Below are 18,829 nucleotides of genomic sequence, written 5' to 3' on the forward strand. Positions count from 1 at the left end.
ATGTTCCACAGCACCGAAACCGCGGCTGCCTAGGTTGACGGCCATGGAGAGCACACCGCAGGACCCCCGGCACCTCGTGGTCGTCGGCGGCGGGATGGTGGCGCGGCGCGTCGTCGACGCCCTCCGCTCCCGCGACGCGGCCGGCGACTGGGCGGTCACCGTCCTCGCCGAGGAGCCGCGCGCGCCCTACGACCGGGTCGCCCTCACGTCCTACTTCACCGGCCGCGACCCCGAGGACCTGGCGCTCGGCGGCCAGGAGATCTGGGACGACCCGCTCGTCACCCTCCGCCGCGGCGTGCGCGCCGAGGCGGTCGACCGCGTCGCCCGCACGGTCACCACGTCCGACGGGCGCACGCTCGCCTACGACGACCTCGTCCTGGCCACCGGCTCGTATGCCGCGGTGCCGCCCGTGCCGGGCAGGGACCTGCGTGGCGCGTTCGTCTACCGCACCATCGACGACGTCGCCGCCCTGCGCACCCACGTCGAGCGGCTCCGGGACGAGCTCGACCGCCCGGTGCGCGGTGCCGTCGTCGGCGGCGGCCTGCTCGGTCTCGAGGCGGCGGGCGCGCTGCGGGCCCTGCAGTGCGAGGCGACGGTCGTGGAGTTCGCGCCGCGCTTGATGCCGTTGCAGGTCGACGAGGGTGGCGGCGAGGCGCTCAAGCGCCTCATCACCGGGCTCGGCGTCGACGCCCGCACCTCGACGGCCACCTCTCGCATCGTCGGCCACCTGGGCCAGGTCTCGCGGATGGAGTTCACCGAGGGACCGCCGCTGCCGGTCGACGTCGTCGTCTTCGCCGTCGGCGTGCGCCCGCGCGACGAGCTGGCCCGCGACGCCGGCCTCGAGGTGGGCGAGCGTGGGGGCGTGGTCGTGGACGAGGCGTGCCGCACCGCCGACCCGCACGTGTGGGCCGTCGGCGAGGTGGCCTGCATCGACGGGCGCTGCCTCGGCCTCGTCGGGCCCGGGTACACCATGGCCGAGGTCGTGGTCGACCGGCTGCTCGGCGGCCAGGGCGCGTTCCCCGGTGCCGACCTGTCCACCAAGCTCAAGCTGCTCGGCGTCGACGTCGCCAGCTTCGGCGACGCGTTCGCCACCGAGGCCGGCTCGCTCGAGGTCGTGATCTCCGACCCCGTGGCCGGGGTCTACAAGAAGCTCGTCATGTCCGACGACGCCCGGACCCTGCGCGGCGGCATCCTCGTGGGTGACGCCGGTGCGTATGCCGCGCTGCGCCCGATGGTGGGCCGCGAGCTCGGCGGCGACCCCGCGGCATACCTGCTCCCGGAGGGCGGCGCGCCCGCGCCCTCCGGCGACCTGCCGGACGACACCTCGGTGTGCTCGTGCAACAACGTGACGGCAGGCGCCATCCGCTGCGCCGTGACCGAGGCCGGGTGCACCGACCTGGGCGGCGTCAAGGCGTGCACCCGGGCCGGCACCAGCTGCGGGTCGTGCCTGCCGCTGGTGAAGAAGCTCGTGACGACCGAGCTGGAGAAGGCAGGCGTCACCGTCGGGAACGCCCTGTGCGAGCACTTCGAGCTGTCCCGGGCCCAGCTGTTCGACGTGGTGCGGGTGCAGGGCCTGACGACGTTCAGCGAGATCGTCGCCCGGCACGGCCGCGGCCGCGGGTGCGACATCTGCAAGCCGGTCATCGGCTCGATCCTCGCCTCGCTGGGCACCGGGCACATCCTCGAGGGCGAGCGGGCGACGTTGCAGGACACCAACGACCACGTCATGGCGAACCTGCAGAAGGACGGCTCGTACTCGGTGGTGCCGAGGATCCCCGGTGGCGAGGTGACGCCGGAGGGGCTGCTCGCGATCGGCCAGGTGGCCAAGGACTTCGGGCTGTACACCAAGATCACCGGCGGCCAGCGGATCGACCTGTTCGGGGCGCGGATCGACCAGCTCCCGGCGATCTGGCAGCGCTTGGTGGACGCGGGCTTCGAGTCCGGCCACGCGTACGGCAAGTCGCTGCGGACGGTGAAGTCCTGCGTCGGCTCGACCTGGTGCCGCTACGGCGTGCAGGACTCCGTCGGGCTCGCCATCGCCCTCGAGCTGCGCTACCGCGGCCTGCGCAGCCCGCACAAGATCAAGCTCGGCGTCTCCGGGTGCGCGCGCGAGTGCGCGGAGGCGCGCGGCAAGGACGTCGGCGTCATCGCCACCGACAACGGCTGGAACCTCTACGTCGGCGGCAACGGCGGCTTCACCCCCCGGCACGCCCGGCTGCTGGCCGAGGACCTCGACACCGAGACGCTGGTGCGCACGATCGACCGGTTCCTCCTCTACTACGTCCGGACGGCCGACCGGCTCCAGCGGACCGCGTCCTGGGTGGAGGACCACGAGGGCGGCCTCGAGGCGATCCGCGCGGTCGTCCTCGACGACAGCCTGGGCATCTGCGCCGACCTCGACGCAGCCATGGCCGGCCACGTCGAGTCCTACGAGGACGAGTGGGCTGCCGTGCTCGCCGACCCCGAGAAGCTGCGGCGCTTCTCCGCGTTCGTCAACGCCCCCGATGCGGTCGACGACTCGCTCGCCTACGTCGCCGAGCGCGGCCAGCCGCGCCCCGCGACCCCGGACGAGCGGCGCGAGGGCGTCCTCGTCGCCGGGACGACGCTGGAGGTCCGGCGGTGACCGCCCGCGTGGACGTCGCGGACGTGGACGCGGCCCGGGGCGGTGGGGGCACGCTCACGTGGGTGCCCGTGTGCCGCTTGGCGGACCTCCCGCGCGAGCGTGGGACGGCCGCCCTCGTCGGCGGCGTCCAGGTCGCGCTCTTCCGCACCTTCGACGACGCCGTGTATGCCGTGCAGCAGCGCGACCCGTACAGCGGCGCCGCGGTCCTGTCCCGGGGGATCGTCGGGTCCCGCGGCGACGCGCCGACGGTGGCCTCGCCCATGTACAAGCAGGTCTTCGACCTCCGGACCGGTGCCTGCCTCGACGCGGTCGGCAGGGAGCCACAGGCGCTGCGGACCTGGCCGGTCGAGGTGCGCGACGGCACCGTGCACGTCGCCGCGGTGGAGCAGGTCGGCCCGCCCCCGCGGGACGGCGGGCTTGCGCAGGACGGCGCGGCGGACCGTGGCGGCCCGTCGTGACGGCGCTCCTGGGTCTGGACCTGCACGGTCGCCCCGTGCTGGTCGCGGGCGGGGGACCGGTCGCTGCCCGCCGGGCGGCAGGCCTTGCCGCGGACGGCGCTCTCGTCACCGTCGTCGCCCCGCAGGTGTGCGAGGACCTCCACGACCTGGTGGTGGCCGGGACGGTCCGCTGGCAGGAGCGTGAGGTCGCGGAGCACGACGTCGACGGGATGTGGCTCGTGCAGGCCGCGACGGACGACCTCCGCGCCAACGAGCGGCTCTGCCGGTGGGCGGACCGGCGGCGGGTCTGGAGCGTCAACGCGGGAGACTCCGGAGCCGGGTCGGCCCGGACCCCCGCCACGACCACCCAGGCGGGTCTCGTCGTCGGGGTGGTGTCCCAGGACGGCACCCCGGACCCCCGCCGGGTGGCGGCTGTCCGCGACGCGCTCGCGACCCGGCTGGCGTGCGAGCCGCTCGACCTGCGGCCACGTCGACGGGCCGGCAGCCCCGGCCCGGGCCGGGTGGTGCTGGTCGGCGGCGGCCCGGGCGCGGAGGACCTGCTGACGGTCAGGGGCCGCCGTGCCCTCTCGGAGGCCGACGTGGTCGTGACCGACCGGCTCGGCCCCACGGGGCTGCTGGCGGACCTGCCTGCGGACGTCGAGGTGGTCGACGTGGGCAAGACGCCCGGCCTGCACGCGGTGTCGCAGGAGGAGATCAACCGCATCCTCGTCGAGCAGGCGCAGCGGGGGCGCACGGTCGTCCGCCTCAAGGGCGGCGACCCGTTCGTCTACGGGCGCGGGGGCGAGGAGGTGCTGGCCTGCCGGGCACACGGCATCCCCGTCGAGGTGGTGCCCGGCGTGAGCTCGGCCCTGAGCGGGCCGGGGCTGGCCGGCATACCCCTCACCCACCGCGGCACCGTCGGCTCGGTGCACGTGGCGCACGGACACGGCGTCCTAGAGCCCGCCGCCGTCGCCTCCGTCGTCGGGCGCAGCGCGACCCTCGTGATCCTCATGGGTGTCTCCCTCCTCGCCGAGCACGTCGACCAGCTCCTCGCAGCGGGGGCCGACCCGCGCACCCCCGCTGCGGTGGTGGAGCGGGCGAGCCTGCCGGACCAGAGGCTCACCACTGCACCCCTCGAGGGCCTCGTGGAGCGGTGCCGCGAGGTGGGCGTCGCCGCGCCGGCCGTCGTGGTGGTCGGCGACGTGGCGGCGCCCGGTCTGTTGGAGGAGCCCGGCCTGCTCGAGGCGCCGGCGTGAGTGCACCGTCCCTGGGGCAGGTCATGGCGGGCTGCGTGGTGCTCGTCACCGCCGACCGGCGCTCGTCCGAGCTCGGCTCCGCGCTGACCCGGCGCGGTGCACAGGTGCGGCACGCCCCGGCGCTGTCGATCGTGCCGCACGAGCACGACGACGAGCTGCTCGCCGCCACCAGGGCGCTCCTCGACGACCCGCCCGACACGGTCGTCGTCACGACGGGCATCGGCTTCCGAGGGTGGGTGGAGGCCGCCGACGCGGCCGGGCTCGCCGACGACCTCGTGGAGGTGCTCGCGCGGGCGCGCATCGTCGCCCGCGGCCCGAAGGCGCGCGGCGCCATCCAGGCCGCCGGGCTGCAGGCCGACTGGGTGGCCGAGTCCGAGACGTCCGCCGAGATCCTCGACCTGCTGCTCGCCGAGGGCGTGGCCGGCCTGCGGGTCGCCGTGCAGCACCACGGCGCGGGGGCCGACGGGCTCGACGTCGAGCTGGCCGCAGCCGGCGCCGACGTCGCCAGCCTGGTCGTCTACCGGTGGGGCCCGCCGCCGGACCCCGACGCCCTCGCCGCGTCCGTCCGGGCCGCGGCAGCCGGTGAGGTCGACGCAGTGGTCTTCACCTCCGCACCCGGCGCGAGCGCATGGCTCGACGCCGCGGACCGCGAGGGGGTGCTGGCCTCGGTCGTGCACCGCTGCGCGTCCGGCTGCATGGTCACGGCGGCCGTCGGCCCGGTGACCGCCGCGCCCCTGCGCGAGCGCGGCATCGAGCCGATCGTGCCCGAGCGGGGCCGGCTGGGCGCCCTCGTGCGCGCCCTCGTCGGGCACTACGAGCGGGCGCAGACGTCCGCGGTGGCCACGGTGCTCGGACCGCTGCAGGTCCGGCGCACCGTCGCCCTGCTCGACGGCCACGTGCTGCCCGTGTCGCCGAGCGGGCTGGAGGTCCTGCGGGTCCTGGCCGACGCCGGCGGCGGCATCGTGACGCGGGGCCAGGTGCTCGCCGCGCTGCCGGGCGAGTCCACCGACCCCCACGCGGCGGAGGTGGCCATCGCCCGGCTGCGGGAGGTCTGCGGCCGGTCGGTGGTGCAGACGGTCGTCAAGCGGGGCTACCGGCTTGCCGTGCCCTGACGGCCGACACGAACGGGACGCGCGCCACGAGCGGGACGGGCGGCTCGTGCGGTGGTGGGCTACTGCAGCGGGATGTCGTGCCCGGGGGTGCGCTCGTCCTCCGGGCGGGGACCGAAGATGCGCCGCTCGCCCTCGGAGATCGCGAGGTCGTTGATGGAGGCCTCGCGCCGCCGCATCAGCCCCGCGTCGTCGAACTCCCACAGCTCGTTGCCGTAGCTGCGGAACCACTGGCCGCTGCGGTCGTGGCACTCGTACTGGAACCGGACGGCGATGCGGTTGCCGGTGAAGCCCCACAGGCTCTTGCGCAGCGCGTAGTCGAGCTCGCGCTCCCACTTCGCCGTGAGGAACTCCACGATCTGGTCGCGCCCGGCCAGGAAGGTGTCGCGGTTGCGCCACACCGAGTCGGGTGTGTACGCCAGGCTCACGCGGTGCGGGTCCCGGGTGTTCCAGGCGTCCTCCGCGGCCTGCACCTTCTGCCGGGCGGTCTCCTCGTCGAACGGCGGGAACGGCGGTCGTCCCTCGGTCATGGCTCCCATCCTCTCCTGTGCCCGGCGTCCCCTGCTCGGCCTCGCGGTCCTTCCTACTCCTCGGACGCGGGTCGCGCTCGGGACCCGGGGTGCACCTAGCCTTGCGGGCATGGATCTCGGGCTGGACTTCGGCACCACGCACACGGTCGTCGCGCACGCGGACCGGGGCAACTACCCGGTCGTGTCGTTCCTCGACGCCGACGGGGACGCCCACGACCACTTCCCGTCGGTCGCAGCCCTCGACAGGGACGGGCTCGTGTTCGGCTTCGAGGCGCTGGAGGCGGGGCGGCGGGGCACCCCGGTGGTGCGCTCGTTCAAGCGCGCCCTGGCAGAGCCCGGCACGGCGCCCGGGGCCACCCTCGATGTCGGTGGCCGGGACGTCCCGTTGCTCGAGGTCCTGACCGGCTTCTTCGCCTCCCTGCGCCGGGCCCTGCAGGAGGCATCCAGCGTGGATCGGGTGCCGGGCGCCGGCGAGGACGTCCGGGTCGTGCTGGGCGTGCCCGCGCAGGCCCACAGCGCCCAGCGCTTCCTCACCCTCGAGGCCTGCCGCCGGGCCGGATTCACCGTGGCCGGCATGGTCAACGAGCCGTCGGCGGCCAGCCTCGAGTTCGCCCACCGGCAGGCCCGGTCGATCACCTCGCGGCGCAACATCGTCGTGGTCTACGACCTCGGCGGTGGCACCTTCGACACCTCCCTCGTCCAGCTCGACGGGACGACCCACGAGGTCCTCGACTCGCGCGGCGTGAACCGCCTGGGCGGTGACGACTTCGACGAGGCGCTCGCCGACCTGGCGCTGAGGGCCGCCGGGGCCCGCCGCGACGACCTGGCCGCGGGCGACTGGGCGGCCCTCGTCGACCAGTGCCGCGAGGCCAAGGAGCGGCTGACGCCCCAGTCGCGGCGGGTGCCCCTGGAGGTGCCGGGGACGGAACCGCAGCTGGTCAGCGTCGACGTCGCCGACTACTACGCCGCCGTCACGCCCCTGGTCGAGCAGTCGGTGGCGGCCATGGAGCCGCTCGTGGCCACCCTCCCACCCGGCGACGACCCGATGGGGCTCGAGGGCGTCGCCGGCATCTACCTCGTCGGCGGCGCGAGCGGTCTTCCCCTGGTGCCGAGGCTGCTGCGCGAGCGGTTCGGGCGCCGGGTGCACCGGGCGCCGCTGCCCAGCGCGTCGTCCGCGGTCGGCCTCGCCATCGCGGCCGACCGGTCGGCCGGCTTCTCGCTGCAGGACCGCCTCTCGCGCGGGTTCGGCGTCTTCCGGGAGCGCGAGGCCGGGGCGGGGGTCTCCTTCGACCCGGTGCTGGACCGCTCGCTCGCGACCGCGCCGTCGGTGGGCGCCGACGCCTCGTCCGAGCCGGTGGTCGTGACCCGGAGGTACCAGGCGGCGCACAACATCGGGTGGTTCCGCTTCGTGGAGTACTCCTCGGTGGACGACCAGGGCGAGCCGAGGGGTGACCTGGCGCCCGTGGGCGAGGTCGTGTTCCCGTTCGACCCGGCGCTGCAGCGCGACGGCGAGCGGCTGCCGGACGGCATCGCGATCGAGCGCCTCGGGAGCGGCCCCACCGTGGAGGAGCGCTACACCGTCGACGCGGCCGGCATCGTGGCCGTGACCATCACCGACCTGACGACCGGGTACCGGCAGGAGCAGGTCCTGCGGGCCTGACCGCTGCGTGCCTGCGCCCGGTCAGCGGCGCGGCAGCTCGTGCAGGGCGACCGCTCCCAGGACCCCGTCCTGCACCACCGCGGTCATGTACGTGCACGAGGGCTGCCGCCGCCGGTCGGTGGGGGAGCCGGGGTTGAGCAGCCGCAGGCCCCGCTGTGTGGTCGTGTCCCAGGGGATGTGGCTGTGCCCGAAGACGAGGACGTCGAGGTCGGGGTGGTCCGCCTCGCACCGTGCCTCGCGCCCCGTCGCGGGTCCCGTCTCGTGCACGACGCCGAACCGCAGCCCCTCGACGTCCACGGTCGCCAGCTCGGGGAGCCGATCCCGCAGCACCCCGTGGTCGTTGTTGCCCGCCACCCCGACCAGGCGCCGGGCCCGGGACTCCAGCGCGTCGAGGAGGGCCACGTCGACCCAGTCGCCGGCGTGCAGGACGAGGTCGGCCCCGTCGACGGCTCGCCAGACTTCCTCGGGCAGGTCCCTGGCGCGCTTCGGCAGGTGTGTGTCGGCGACCAGCAGCAGGCGTGTCGTCATGGGTGCGTGGGAGTGGCGGGGGTGCCGGGGGAGTGTCGGGGGGTATGCCGGGTGCCCGCCGGTCAGGCCTCGGTGACCTCAGGGACCTCGAGGACGTCGGCGGCAGCGGGGACCTCGGTCGCCGGAGCCGCGGCCTGCCGCTTCTCCAGCGCCTTGGTCAGCAGGGTGACCAGGGCCTCGAGCTGGACGTCCGCGGACGAGCCGACCTCCTCGTCCGACCCATCGAGGGCGCGCGCGGCGAGCCCCGCCTTGTCGTCGATGAGCTGGGCGATGCGCGGGTCGATCGTCTGGGCCGCGATGATCCGCCACGCGGTGACCGGCTCGGTCTGGCCGATCCGGTGCACGCGGTCGATCGCCTGGGTCTGCTCGGCCGAGGTCCACGAGAGCTCGGCGAGGACGACGTTCGAGGCGACCTGGAGGTTGAGGCCGACGCCCGCCGCGGTGAGCGAGCAGACCACGACCGAGACCTCGGGGTCGGTCAGGAACGCGTCGATGGCCACCTTGCGGGCCTTCGGCGTCTGGTCGCCGCGGATCGAGGAGTACCCGATCCCGCGCCGCGCGAAGGTCTGCTCCGCCTCGTCCATGACGTCGATGTGCTTGGCGAAGAACACGACCTTGCCGACGTTGCGCGCCAGCTGGGCCGCGTAGTCGGCCGCGAGCCCGGCCTTGGCCTGGCCGATGCGGCGCATGACGGTGAAGACGTTGTCGCCGGTCTTGTCCGACCCGCCGTCCTCGCGCTCCCACTCGGCGACCCGGCGGACCAGGTCGTGGTCGATGCCGTCGACGACGACCGACACCTTGCGCGTCGCGAGCGCGGACTCGTACCGCGCCACCAGCCGCCGCGCCAGCTCCTGCTCGGCGGCGCGGATGGAGCGCCCTGCCTCGTCGTCGAGCTCGACCGGGAGGTCGGCGATCCGGCGGGACGGGATGTCCGCAGCCACGTCGACCTTGCGACGGCGGACGATGCCGAGGTCGATGACGCTGGTGCGGGCGGCCTTGTAGAAGCCGTGGTCGGCCGGGGTGAGGCCGTTCTCCTCGAGGGCGGCCATCAGCGTCATCCGCGGCTTGGTGTCGTCGATCCACCCGAGGAACTGCCAGATGGCGCGGAAGTCCTCGATGTCGTTGATGAGCGGCGTCCCGGTGAGCGCCATGAGCAGCGGGTTGAGGCGGCGCGACCGGATGCGTTCGGACAGCTCGAGGACGTGCCGCGAGCGCTGCGAGGTCTTGTTCTTGATGAAGTGGGCCTCGTCGACGACCATGCCCTGGAAGCCGTGCTCGCCGAGCCAGCCGACGTGCCGGTCGAGGATCTCGTAGTTGACGATGACGATGTCGGCGAAGCCGTCGACCGTCTCGCCGTTGCCGTGCACGACCGTCGAGGTGCGGCGCGGGGTCCACAGCTCGGCCTCGCGCGCCCAGTTGGCCTTGACGACGTTCGGCACGGCGACCAGCAGCGGGAAGGCGTCGGCGGCCTCTGCGGCCAGCAGCGCCTGCGCGGTCTTGCCCAGGCCGGGCTCGTCGGCCAGCAGGAAGGTCCGGTGGCCCTCAGCGGCGGCCGCCACGAGCTGGGCCTGGTGGCGCATGAGGTGCAGCCCGCGCATGCCCATCGGCAGGTCCGGGTCCTCCGGCAACGGCATACAGGTCGCGTCCCCGCCGCTCTCGAACGCACGGAACAGCGGCGTCAGCAGCTCCCAGCCACCCAGGCGGTTGGTCGTGGGGCGCGGGGGGACGGCGGAGTAGTCCGGCGCCAGGAACGGGTTGGCGAGCTGGCGGGCGATGACGGTCGGCGGCACGATCCGCTGGGGGGCGGCAGGCGCCGCCGCGGTCTCGTCGGGCTCGGGCTCCTCCTCGGGCTCGACCTCCCGGCCGGCCGCGCGGAGCATGTCCTCCTTGAGGCTGAGGGCGGCGGAGGAGACGGTGGCGTCCTCGGCCAGCAGCGCCAGCAGGGACGTGTCGCGGGCCGCGGTCTTCGCCAGGATCGTGGCGATCCCGTCGAGCCGGGTCAGGACGGCGGAGCGCTCCGCCTCGGAGACCTCCGGATCGGTCTTGACCCGCGCGCGCTCCTCGCGCACGAGCAGGGCGACCACCTGGTACGCCGTGCGCGCGCCGGGGCGCACCGGGCCGCGCTGCGCCGCGGCCTCGACCTGGCGGACGGCCTTGGCCAGGACGGGGAGGATGCCCTCCTCGTCCCGGGCGCGCGGACGCCGCCCCTCGCGGGACGTGGGACGCGACGCGCCGGAACGGCGCGGAGCTCGCTGTGCCAAGCGGGTTCCTTCTCCTGGGTCGGACGCGGCACGGGCCGAGGACGGTGCCGGGGCACCGAGCGTGGGGCGGCTCGCCTGCCCGCCGACGGCACGACGCACCGGACCGGTGCGGCCGCGCGGCAGGGGAGGGGCTGGACCCGTGTCGCTGGAAGCGCGCCCACGCCGAGCGGCGGGACGCAGGTCCCAGCGTACGCGGTCGGGCCGGTCGAGGGGTACCCGACCGGCCGATCGGCGCGCCACCTGCCCGACCGATGAGGTCCGGCGCCCTCGCAGGTCAACCCTGCAGACGATGTCGTCACCCCGCGGCAGACTGGCGCCACCACCCAGGCAGGAGCGTGCCCCATGTCCCTCACCCGGATCCAGAACCTCTCGATCTCGCTCGACGGCTTCGCCACGGGGGAGCCGCAGTCCCTCGAGGCGCCGTTCGGCCACGCCGGCATGCGCCTGCACCAGTGGATGATGGCCACCCGCTTCTGGGATCCGGCCGGCAGCGACGGGGTCGACAACGCCATGGCCCAGCGGCACGAGCACGGGATCGGCGCCGAGATCATGGGCGCCAACAAGTTCGGGCCGCCCGGCTGGCAGGACGACGCGGACTGGCGCGGCTGGTGGGGCGACAACCCGCCGTTCCACACGCCGACCTTCGTCCTGACCCACCGCCCCCGCCCGCCCATGGAGATGGAGGGCGGGACCACGTTCCACTTCCTCGACGCGACCCCCGCTGAGGCCCTCGCCGTGGCGCGCGAGGCCGCCGGCGACCTCGACGTGCGGATCGGCGGCGGCCCCACCGTGGCCCGTGACTTCCTCGCGGCCGGGCTCGTCGACCACGTGCACCTCGTCCAGGTCCCGATCGTCCTCGGGCGCGGCGTGCGCCTGTGGGACGGCCTCGAGGGCATCGAGGAGGGGTATGCCGTCGAGACCGTCTCCTCACCCAGCGGCGTGACCCACCTGACCTTCACGCGGAGGGAGAGCGGCGCCGAGGGTGCCTGACGGCCCAATCCGGTTGCCGCAGCGCTGCCGAGGTTGCGACGCTGGCGGGTATGCCGTCGCCCCAGTTCGAGCCGCCGTTCGACCAGCTGCTGGCCACCGCCGAGCGGGTCGCGCGTGAACGCCCTGACGTCGACCTCGAGATGGCGCGCGAGGTCTTCGAGGAGGCGGCGACGCTGCTCTACAACGGCCTGGCGGTGGAGGGGCTGGACGAGCACGACGCCCACGTCGTCGTCGCGGGGCTCTGTGAGGACCTCGTCTCCGTGGACCCCGGTGCGGCTGTGCGCCGGCGCACCCGCGCAGCCCTCGACGAGCCCGCCGGACTGCACGACCCGAAGGGTGTCGCCGCGGCATACGAGGTCTCGACCCGGATCCTGCAGCTCTGAACGATTCGAGCGGGCGGGACGGCAGCCCCTGCTGCGGTTCTCAGAGGTGTCGCGCCAGGAAGTCGGCCAGTACCCCCGCGAGCTGGTCGGGGTTCTCCTCGGCCATGTGGTGCCCGCTGTCGATGCGGGCGGTCTCCACCGGGGCGTCGACCCAGTCCCGCCAGATCTCGGCCGGGTCGCCGTAGAGGTGCTCCATGTCGTCGTGCACCGACCAGGCGACGAGCGTCGGGCAGGCAATACGGTGCCCGCGCTCGCGGTCGGCCCGGTCGTGGGCGGCGTCGACGGACAGGCCCGCCCGGTAGTCCTCGAGCATGGCCCGCACCGTCGCCGGGTCGTGCAGCGCCGCGGACACGTAGGCGAAGCTCTCCGCCCCCATCGCCTCCTCCTTCGCCGGGTCGAGGCCGTACCAGGCGTCGGGGTCGGCGGTGATGACCCGTTCGGCGTGCGGGGAGCCGGCGAAGAAGAACCAGTGCCACCACTCCGTCGCGAACCTGGCGTCCGCCCGCTCGACGGCCTCCGCCATCGGGACGCCGTCGAGCACCCCGAGGGCCCGCACGTGCCCCGGATGGTCCAGCGCGCAGCGGTAGGCCACGCCCTGGCCCCGGTCGTGGCCCACCACGGCGAACCCGTCGTGGCCCAGCACCTGCGCGAGGGCGACGACGTCGGCGGCCATGGCCCGGTCGGCATACACCTCGTGGTCCGCGTCCGGCTCGGGCTTGGCCGAGCGGCCGTAGCCCCGAAGGTCCGGGCAGATGACCGTGAAGCCGGCGGCGGCCAGCACCGGTGCCACGCGGTGCCAAGTGGTGTGGGCACGCGGGTGACCGTGCAGCAGGACCACGGCAGGCCCCTCGCCCCCGGAGCGGCCGTGCAGCCGGACCCCCGTCGCGAGCTCGCGCTCCCACTCCTCGAACCCCTCGAAGAACATGCCCCGAGCCAACCAGAGGCCGGGACGTGGCGCCCGCCCGGTGGGCGTCGGGTGGCCGCCCGCGCAGCTCGACGGCCCGACGCCGTCCCGGGTCGGTGGTAGGAAGGCAGCGTGCCGATCCTGCCCAAGGAGCGCGACCCGCGGCTCATCACCATCCGCCGGGGAGGGACGCTCACCGACGAGCACCACCACCTCCTGGCCGAGTGGGCCCTGCAGTGCGCCGAGCACGTGCTGCCGCTGTTCGAGCGGGAGAGCCAGGACGGGCGCCCGCGCGAGGCCATCGAGACGGGCCGGGCGTGGATCCGTGGCGAGGTGCGGATGACGGTGGCGCACGACATGGCGTTCCAGGCGAACGCCGCGGGCCGCGGCCTGCCGGACGCCGCACGTTTCGCAGCCCTGTCCGCGGGCCAGGCAGTGGCCGTGGCGCACGTCGCCGCGCACGACCTCGGCGCGGCGGCCTACGCGATCAGGGCCGCCCGGGCGGCAGCGCAGGGGGACAAGGCTGCCGGCGACAAGGATGCCGGCGACACGGATGCCGGTGACGTGGCGGCCGCCGCGGAGCGGCAGTGGCAGCGCGACCGGCTGCCGGACGCCGTCCGCGACCTCGTCCTGGACGACCAGCGCGCCCGCAGCCCGATCTGCTGGAACGTCTTCGACGACTGAGCAGAGCCACCATTCGCGACCGGGAGGACACGCCATGAGGATCCGACTGACCAGCATCTACGTCGACGACCAGCGGGCCGCGCTCGACTTCTACACCTCGAAGCTCGGCTTCAGCGTGCACCACGACATCCCGCTCGGCGACGACTCCTGGCTCACGGTGGTGTCGCAGGAGGACCCCGACGGTCCGCAGCTGCTGCTCGAGCCGTCGGGCCACCCCGCCGTCGGGCCCTACCGCGCGGCGCTCGCCGCCGACGGCATACCGGCGATCCAGTTCGCGGTCGACGACGTGGCCGCCGAGCACGAGCGGCTCCTCGCGCTGGGGGTGCAGTTCACCCAGCCGCCGACCGACATCGGGCCGGCCGTGGTCGCGGTCCTCGACGACACGTGCGGCAACCTCGTCCAGCTCATCGCCGAGAAGCCGCCCACCGGCTAGGCCGCGGGTCGGCCCCGGGCCGCCTCCCGCTCAGCCGTCACGCCAGCGCGAGGTGGGGCGCCACCCGAGCACGCGCTCGGCCCTCGAGCAGTCGAACGCACCAGCCGTGCCGGTCAGCGGCGCCCGGAGCTCGGTGTCGGGGAAGTGCTCGCGCAGCAGCTCCTCGACCGGCCGGACCACGCGCGTCTCGTCCGAGGCGACGAGCACCGCCTCGTACCCGGAGTGCTCCGGCCGGGGGTCCAGGGCGAGCAGGCAGGCACGGGCCGCGTCCGCGAGGTCGACGTAACCCCACAGGTTGCGTGCGCCCTCCTGCTCGGGGACGGCGTCGACGAGGTCGCGCACCTCCTGTCGCGACAGGATCCAGTGGAACCGCAGGGCCGTCACGGTCATGCCGCGCCGCGCGTACATCTGCCCGATCCGCTCGAGCAGGTCCTTGGTGAGCGCGTACGGGTCGAGGTACTGCAGCGGGCTGTCCTCGTCGACCGGGACGTACGGCTGGGCGAGCGGCTCGGGCGAGAACGCGGTGCCGTAGATGGCGCCGCTCGAGGCGAGGACGGCCGTGCGGACCCCGGCGGTCCAGGCCTGCTCGAGCGCGGTGAACGTCGTCAGGGTGTTGGTGCGCACGAGGTCCGTGGGGTCGACGTCCTCGGGGCTCGGTATGCCGGCGCAGTGCACGACCGCGTCGCAGCCGGCCACCGAGCGGGCCACGGCCCCGGGGTCGAGGAGGTCCACCCGGGCCGAGGGCGACCCGGCGACGTCCGCCCCGACCACCTCGTGGCCGGCGGCCAGCAGCTGCCGGCACACCTCGGCGCCCAGCCTGCCCTCCGAACCGCTCACCCACACGCGCATGTGTCGCCACGCTACCCACGGACGGCAAAACTCGTTGCCCGGGCGGGCGGCGCCACCTAGCGTCGTCGGACGGGTCGGCGCCGCACCGCCGGCCGTTCCGACGAGAGGGGACCACCGTGGGGACCGAGCTGCGCGCGCTGTGCTTCGACGCCGAGGACCCGGCCGGCCTGGGACGCTTCTGGGGGGCGCTGCTCGGCTGGGACCGCGCCCGAAGTCCGGGCGACGGGCCGGCGCGAGAGCGCACGGCCGGCGACGCCGTGGAGCTGGTCCCGACCGAGCCGACGGGCTTCCGGCTGCGGTTCGAGCCCGCGCGGGGACCCAGGGTGGTCCGCGACCGGTTGCACCTGCACCTCACGAGTGCCTCGGTCGAGGACCAGGACGCGACGGTGGCACGGGCCGTCGAGCTCGGGGCGCGTCACCTCGACGTCGGCCAGCTGCCCGAGGAGGGGCACGTGGTCCTGCAGGACCCCGAGGGGAACGAGCTGTGCGTCCTCGAGCCCGGCAACCGGTTCCTCGCCGAGTGCGGCTTCCTCGCCGAGGTGACGTGCGACGGGACGCGCGCGGTCGGGCAGTTCTGGAGCGAGGCCCTCGGCTGGCCGCTGGTGTGGGACCAGGACGAGGAGACCTCCATCCGGCCCCCCGGCGGCAGCACCAACATCTCCTGGGGCGGGCCGCCCGTCGAGCCCAAGGTCGGCCGCAACCGCCAGCACCTCGAGCTGGTCGCCCCCGACGACGAGCTCACCGCAGCGGTCGACCGCCTCGTCTCCCTGGGTGCGACAGTCCTGCGCGCCGAGCCCGGGCCCGACGGTCGCAGGGTCCTCGCCGACCCCGACGGCAACGAGCTCACCCTCGTCGTCGCGTCGGCGCTGCAGTAGGGGGCCGGTCCGGACCGCGGTGCGGCGTCGGGGGCCACCGCCCGACCCGGCACAATGGCGGGGTGACCTCCCCTGCCGCCCTCGACCCCGCCATCGCCGACCGCCTCAAGCGCGACGCCCACGGCCTGGTCGCCGCGGTCGTCCAGCAGCACGACACCGGCGAGGTGCTCATGCTGGGCTGGATGGACGACGAGGCGCTGCGCCGGACCCTCACCGAGGGCCGCGTGACGTTCTGGTCGCGCAGCCGCGAGGAGTACTGGCGCAAGGGCGACACGAGCGGCCACCACCAGCGGGTCCAGTCGGTGGCGCTCGACTGCGACGGCGACGCGCTGCTCGTGCGGGTCGACCAGGTCGGCGCCGCCTGCCACACCGGCGCGCGCACCTGCTTCGACGAGGGTGACCTCGGGGCGAGGCCGTATGCCGGTGAGTGACGTCAGCCCGGACCTCGCCTTCGGTGCGACCTGGCCGAGCCTGGACACCTTCTCGGTGCTCGCCCAGGACCGCCGGGTCATCCCGGTGGTGCGCCGTCTCATGGCCGATGCCGAGACGCCGGTCGGGGTGTACCGCAAGCTCGCCCAGGACCGCCCGGGCACGTTCCTGCTGGAGTCGGCGGAGCACGGGGGAGTCTGGTCGCGCTACTCGATAGTGGGGGCAGCCAGCCGTGCCACGCTGACCGAGCGCGGCGGCGAGGCCCTCTGGCTGGGCGAGCCCCCGGTCGGCGTGCCCACCGGCGGCAACCCGCTGGAGGCGCTGCGCGACACCGTCGCGGCGCTCGCCACCGAGCCGGTCGAGGGCCTGCCGCCGCTGACCGGCGGCATGGTCGGCGCCATCACGTACGACGCGGTCCGCCGCTGGGAGCGGGTCCCCGACACCAACCCCGACGTCCTCGACGTGCCGGAGCTGGCGATGATGCTCGCCACCGACCTGGCCGTGCTCGACCACGCCGACGGGTCGCTGCTGCTCGTGGCGAACGCCGTCAACTACGACGCCACCGACGAGCGGGTCGAGCAGGCGTGGGCCGACGCGGTCGCCCGGCTCGACGCGATGACCGCCGACCTGGCCGCAGCGGCCCCGTCCACGGTCGCCACCGTCGACCCGGACGCCTTCGACCGCGCCCGGCAGGGCGTCACGAGCAACACCACCCAGTCGGACTTCGAGCAGATGGTGCAGGACGCCAAGGAGGACATCCGCGCCGGCGAGGTGTTCCAGGTCGTCCTCTCCCAGCGGTTCTCGACCCCCTGCCCGGCCGACGCCCTGGACGTCTACCGGGCGCTGCGGACCGCGAACCCCAGCCCGTACATGTACCTGCTGCGCCTGCCGCACCCCGACGGCGGCTCCTACGACGTCGTCGGGTCCTCGCCGGAGGCGCTGGTCAAGGTCACCGGCCGCCGCGCGATCACGCACCCGATCGCCGGGTCGCGGCCCCGCGGCAAGACGCCCGAGGAGGACCTCGCGCTGGCCGAGGACCTGCTCGCCGACCCCAAGGAGCGGTCCGAGCACGTCATGCTCGTCGACCTCGGGCGCAACGACCTGCAGCGCGTGTGCGAGCCGGGGACGGTCGACGTCGTCGAGTTCATGAACGTCCGCCGCTACTCGCACGTGACCCACCTGGAGTCCACGGTGGTGGGCGACATCCGCCCGGGCTGCACGGCATACGACGTCCTGCGGGCGACGTTCCCGGCGGGCACGCTGTCGGGCGCACCCAAGCCGCGCGCGCTCAGCCTCATCGAGCACTACGAACCCAGCCGGCGCGGCGTCTACGGCGGCGTCGTCGGCTACCTCGACTTCCACGGAGACCTCGACATGGCCATCGCGATCCGGACCGCCCTCGTCAAGGACGGCACCGCGCACGTCCAGGCCGGGGCCGGCATCGTCGCCGACTCGGTGCCGACGACGGAGTACGAGGAGACGGTCAACAAGGCGGCTGCCGCCCTGCGTGCCGTCGCCACCGCCTCGGCCCTGCGGACCGTCCGGTGAGGCGGCTGCGCCCGACGGGCAAGCTCTTCGTCGTCCTGCTGGCCCTCGCCTCCTCGCTGGTGCTGCTCGCCAGCGGCGGCCGCACGTGGGTCTCCGGCACCGTCGACGACGCCGTGCTCGGCGCCAGCCGGATCGACGCCACCGGCACCGAGGTCGCCTCCGGCGTCGTCGCCCTGGCGCTGGTCGCCCTCGCGGCAGCGGTCGCCAGCACGACGAGCGGACCGGTCCTGCGGCGGGTCACCCTCGCGGTGGTCGCGCTGGCGGCCGTCGCCGAGGGGTACGTCGTGGCCCGGGTCGCGTTCGACCCGTCCGGGGCGCTGGGGTCCGTGGCCGCCCGCAGTGCCGGTCGCACGGGCACCCTCGAGACCCACTCGAGCGCGACGGCGTGGCCGTGGGTCGACCTGGTGGCCTGCGTCCTGCTCCTCGTGGCCGCCGTCGGCGGGTGGGTCGGCGCACCGGGCTGGCGCGGGCTCGGCGCCCGGTACGAGACGCCGACCACCACGGCAGGGCCCCGCGGCCAGCGCGTGGGCACCGACTGGGACCGTCTGGACGCCGGCGAGGACCCGACGGTGCGCGACGACACCCGGACCACCTGACACAATGGCACCAGTACCCAGCAGCACCACGACCTCCAGGAGCCCGAGCCCCATGGCAGAAGAAGCCCACGAAGACCACGGCCACAGCATCGCCGCCTGGACCGGGGTGGGCGTCATCCTCGTCGGGAGCGCCCTGGCGTCCGTGGCCGTCGCCATCGCCAACGTCGCGCTGTTCGTCGTGGGCATCGTGATCTGCCTCGTCGGCGCCGTCGCGGGCAAGGTCCTCTCCATGGCCGGCTACGGCGCCAAGACCGTCGTCGGTCCCGACTCGCCCGACACCACCAAGCCCGAGCTCGGCATCCACTGACACCGTGAGCGTCGCCACCGGCAGCGTGGCGCCCGCCGGCGTGCGGGCCCCGTTGCTGGTGGGCGCCGGGGGAGCGGCACTCGCGGCGGCACTGCTCCTGCGCGACCCGCACCAGCCCGGCTCGTGGGGTGTGTGCCCGTTCCTGCTGGTCACCGGGGTGCCGTGCCCGGCGTGCGGCGGCCTGCGCGCGACGCACGACCTGCTCACCGGGAACGTGGGCGCGGCGCTGTCCAGCAACGCGTATGCCGTGGGCACCGCGGTCCTCGTCGCCGTGGCGTACGTCTCGTGGCTGGCAGCAGCCGCCCGCGGTCGCCGGCCGGCCTGGGCCGCGCGGCTGTCCGTGGCCGGTCCGGTCTGGGCCCTCGGCCTGCTCGCCTTCGGGGTGCTGCGCCTGCTGCCCGCCCTGTCCGTTCTGCGACCCTGACGC

Annotated in this window: 20 protein-coding genes; 15 read left to right on the top strand and 5 right to left on the bottom strand. The window is 74.7% G+C overall.

What is annotated here, in order from left to right:
• Positions 1-43: 43 nt before the first annotated feature.
• From nirB to RKE38_RS18865, 4 genes are read left to right on the top strand one after another with little or no spacing between them, the layout of a single operon-like run.
• Complete coding sequence (nirB, locus tag RKE38_RS18850) at positions 44-2,623, top strand: nitrite reductase large subunit NirB (protein WP_316009015.1); 2,580 nt, start codon at positions 44-46, stop codon at positions 2,621-2,623.
• Positions 2,624-2,646: 23 nt separating this feature from the next.
• Positions 2,647-3,081, top strand: a complete 435-nt coding sequence (gene nirD, locus RKE38_RS18855; RefSeq protein WP_316009137.1) for a nitrite reductase small subunit NirD — start codon at positions 2,647-2,649, stop codon at positions 3,079-3,081.
• On the top strand, positions 3,078-4,316 hold the full coding sequence (cobA, locus tag RKE38_RS18860) for a uroporphyrinogen-III C-methyltransferase (RefSeq protein WP_316009016.1): 1,239 nt from the start codon (positions 3,078-3,080) through the stop codon (positions 4,314-4,316). The genes nirD and cobA overlap by 4 nt, the downstream gene beginning before the upstream one ends.
• Positions 4,317-4,339: 23 nt before the next feature.
• Positions 4,340-5,428 (top strand): uroporphyrinogen-III synthase, encoded by a 1,089-nt coding sequence (locus RKE38_RS18865; protein ID WP_316009138.1) that lies wholly within the window; start codon positions 4,340-4,342, stop codon positions 5,426-5,428.
• Positions 5,429-5,487: 59 nt separating this feature from the next.
• Here the strand turns inward: RKE38_RS18865 and RKE38_RS18870 are convergent, their stop codons facing one another.
• Positions 5,488-5,955: a nuclear transport factor 2 family protein gene (locus RKE38_RS18870; RefSeq protein WP_316009017.1), complete on the bottom strand. Its 468-nt coding sequence runs from the start codon at positions 5,953-5,955 to the stop codon at positions 5,488-5,490.
• 109 nt (positions 5,956-6,064) lie between these two features.
• On the opposite strand from RKE38_RS18870, the gene RKE38_RS18875 reads away from it, so the two are divergent.
• Complete coding sequence (locus RKE38_RS18875; protein ID WP_316009018.1) at positions 6,065-7,615, top strand: Hsp70 family protein; 1,551 nt, start codon at positions 6,065-6,067, stop codon at positions 7,613-7,615.
• A 21-nt stretch (positions 7,616-7,636) separates the two neighbouring features.
• On the opposite strand, the gene RKE38_RS18880 is transcribed toward RKE38_RS18875, so the two are convergent.
• Together RKE38_RS18880 and RKE38_RS18885 are read right to left on the bottom strand one after the other, a co-directional pair.
• The gene (locus RKE38_RS18880; RefSeq protein WP_316009019.1) at positions 7,637-8,143 is read right to left on the bottom strand and encodes a metallophosphoesterase; all 507 of its coding nucleotides are present in this window, start codon (positions 8,141-8,143) and stop codon (positions 7,637-7,639) included.
• Between the two features lie 62 nt (positions 8,144-8,205).
• A complete protein-coding gene (locus RKE38_RS18885) occupies positions 8,206-10,404 on the bottom strand; it encodes a DEAD/DEAH box helicase (protein WP_410055486.1) in 2,199 nt (732 codons plus the stop codon).
• A 342-nt stretch (positions 10,405-10,746) separates the two neighbouring features.
• On the opposite strand from RKE38_RS18885, the gene RKE38_RS18890 reads away from it, so the two are divergent.
• Positions 10,747-11,394 carry a dihydrofolate reductase family protein gene (locus tag RKE38_RS18890; RefSeq protein WP_316009020.1) on the top strand — a complete coding sequence of 216 codons (648 nt, stop codon included), beginning with the start codon at positions 10,747-10,749 and terminating at the stop codon, positions 11,392-11,394.
• Positions 11,395-11,444: 50 nt separating this feature from the next.
• A complete protein-coding gene (locus RKE38_RS18895; RefSeq protein ID WP_316009021.1) occupies positions 11,445-11,777 on the top strand; it encodes a hypothetical protein in 333 nt (110 codons plus the stop codon).
• A gap of 40 nt (positions 11,778-11,817) precedes the next feature.
• On the opposite strand, the gene RKE38_RS18900 is transcribed toward RKE38_RS18895, so the two are convergent.
• Positions 11,818-12,702, bottom strand: a complete 885-nt coding sequence (locus RKE38_RS18900) for an alpha/beta hydrolase (protein ID WP_316009022.1) — start codon at positions 12,700-12,702, stop codon at positions 11,818-11,820.
• Between the two features lie 111 nt (positions 12,703-12,813).
• Between RKE38_RS18900 and RKE38_RS18905 the strand changes: the two genes are divergently transcribed.
• Positions 12,814-13,365 (top strand): putative immunity protein, encoded by a 552-nt coding sequence (locus tag RKE38_RS18905; protein ID WP_316009023.1) that lies wholly within the window; start codon positions 12,814-12,816, stop codon positions 13,363-13,365.
• Positions 13,366-13,399: 34 nt separating this feature from the next.
• Entirely contained in the window at positions 13,400-13,798 is a 399-nt protein-coding gene (locus RKE38_RS18910) for a VOC family protein (RefSeq protein WP_316009024.1), read from the top strand.
• Positions 13,799-13,828: 30 nt separating this feature from the next.
• On the opposite strand, the gene RKE38_RS18915 is transcribed toward RKE38_RS18910, so the two are convergent.
• Complete coding sequence (locus RKE38_RS18915) at positions 13,829-14,647, bottom strand: NAD(P)-dependent oxidoreductase (protein ID WP_316009025.1); 819 nt, start codon at positions 14,645-14,647, stop codon at positions 13,829-13,831.
• Between the two features lie 116 nt (positions 14,648-14,763).
• Here RKE38_RS18915 and RKE38_RS18920 point away from each other — a divergent pair, with 116 nt between their 5' ends.
• The 6 genes from RKE38_RS18920 (at position 14,764) to RKE38_RS18945 (ending at position 18,826) form a co-directional block, all read left to right on the top strand.
• A complete protein-coding gene (locus RKE38_RS18920; RefSeq protein ID WP_316009026.1) occupies positions 14,764-15,522 on the top strand; it encodes a VOC family protein in 759 nt (252 codons plus the stop codon).
• Positions 15,523-15,584: 62 nt separating this feature from the next.
• Positions 15,585-15,953, top strand: coding sequence for a phosphoribosyl-AMP cyclohydrolase (gene hisI, locus RKE38_RS18925; RefSeq protein WP_316009027.1), 369 nt, complete (start codon positions 15,585-15,587; stop codon positions 15,951-15,953).
• Complete coding sequence (locus RKE38_RS18930) at positions 15,940-17,499, top strand: anthranilate synthase component I (RefSeq protein WP_316009028.1); 1,560 nt, start codon at positions 15,940-15,942, stop codon at positions 17,497-17,499. Before hisI ends, RKE38_RS18930 begins: the two co-directional genes overlap by 14 nt.
• Entirely contained in the window at positions 17,496-18,095 is a 600-nt protein-coding gene (locus tag RKE38_RS18935) for a Trp biosynthesis-associated membrane protein (RefSeq protein WP_316009029.1), read from the top strand. Before RKE38_RS18930 ends, RKE38_RS18935 begins: the two co-directional genes overlap by 4 nt.
• 52 nt (positions 18,096-18,147) lie before the next feature.
• On the top strand, positions 18,148-18,402 hold the full coding sequence (locus RKE38_RS18940) for an HGxxPAAW family protein (protein WP_316009030.1): 255 nt from the start codon (positions 18,148-18,150) through the stop codon (positions 18,400-18,402).
• A 4-nt stretch (positions 18,403-18,406) separates the two neighbouring features.
• Positions 18,407-18,826, top strand: coding sequence for a DUF2752 domain-containing protein (locus tag RKE38_RS18945; RefSeq protein WP_316009031.1), 420 nt, complete (start codon positions 18,407-18,409; stop codon positions 18,824-18,826).
• The last annotated feature ends 3 nt before the right edge of the window (positions 18,827-18,829 follow it).

Source organism: Phycicoccus sp. M110.8 (assembly GCF_032464895.1).
Classification (GTDB): Bacteria; Actinomycetota; Actinomycetes; order Actinomycetales; family Dermatophilaceae; genus Pedococcus.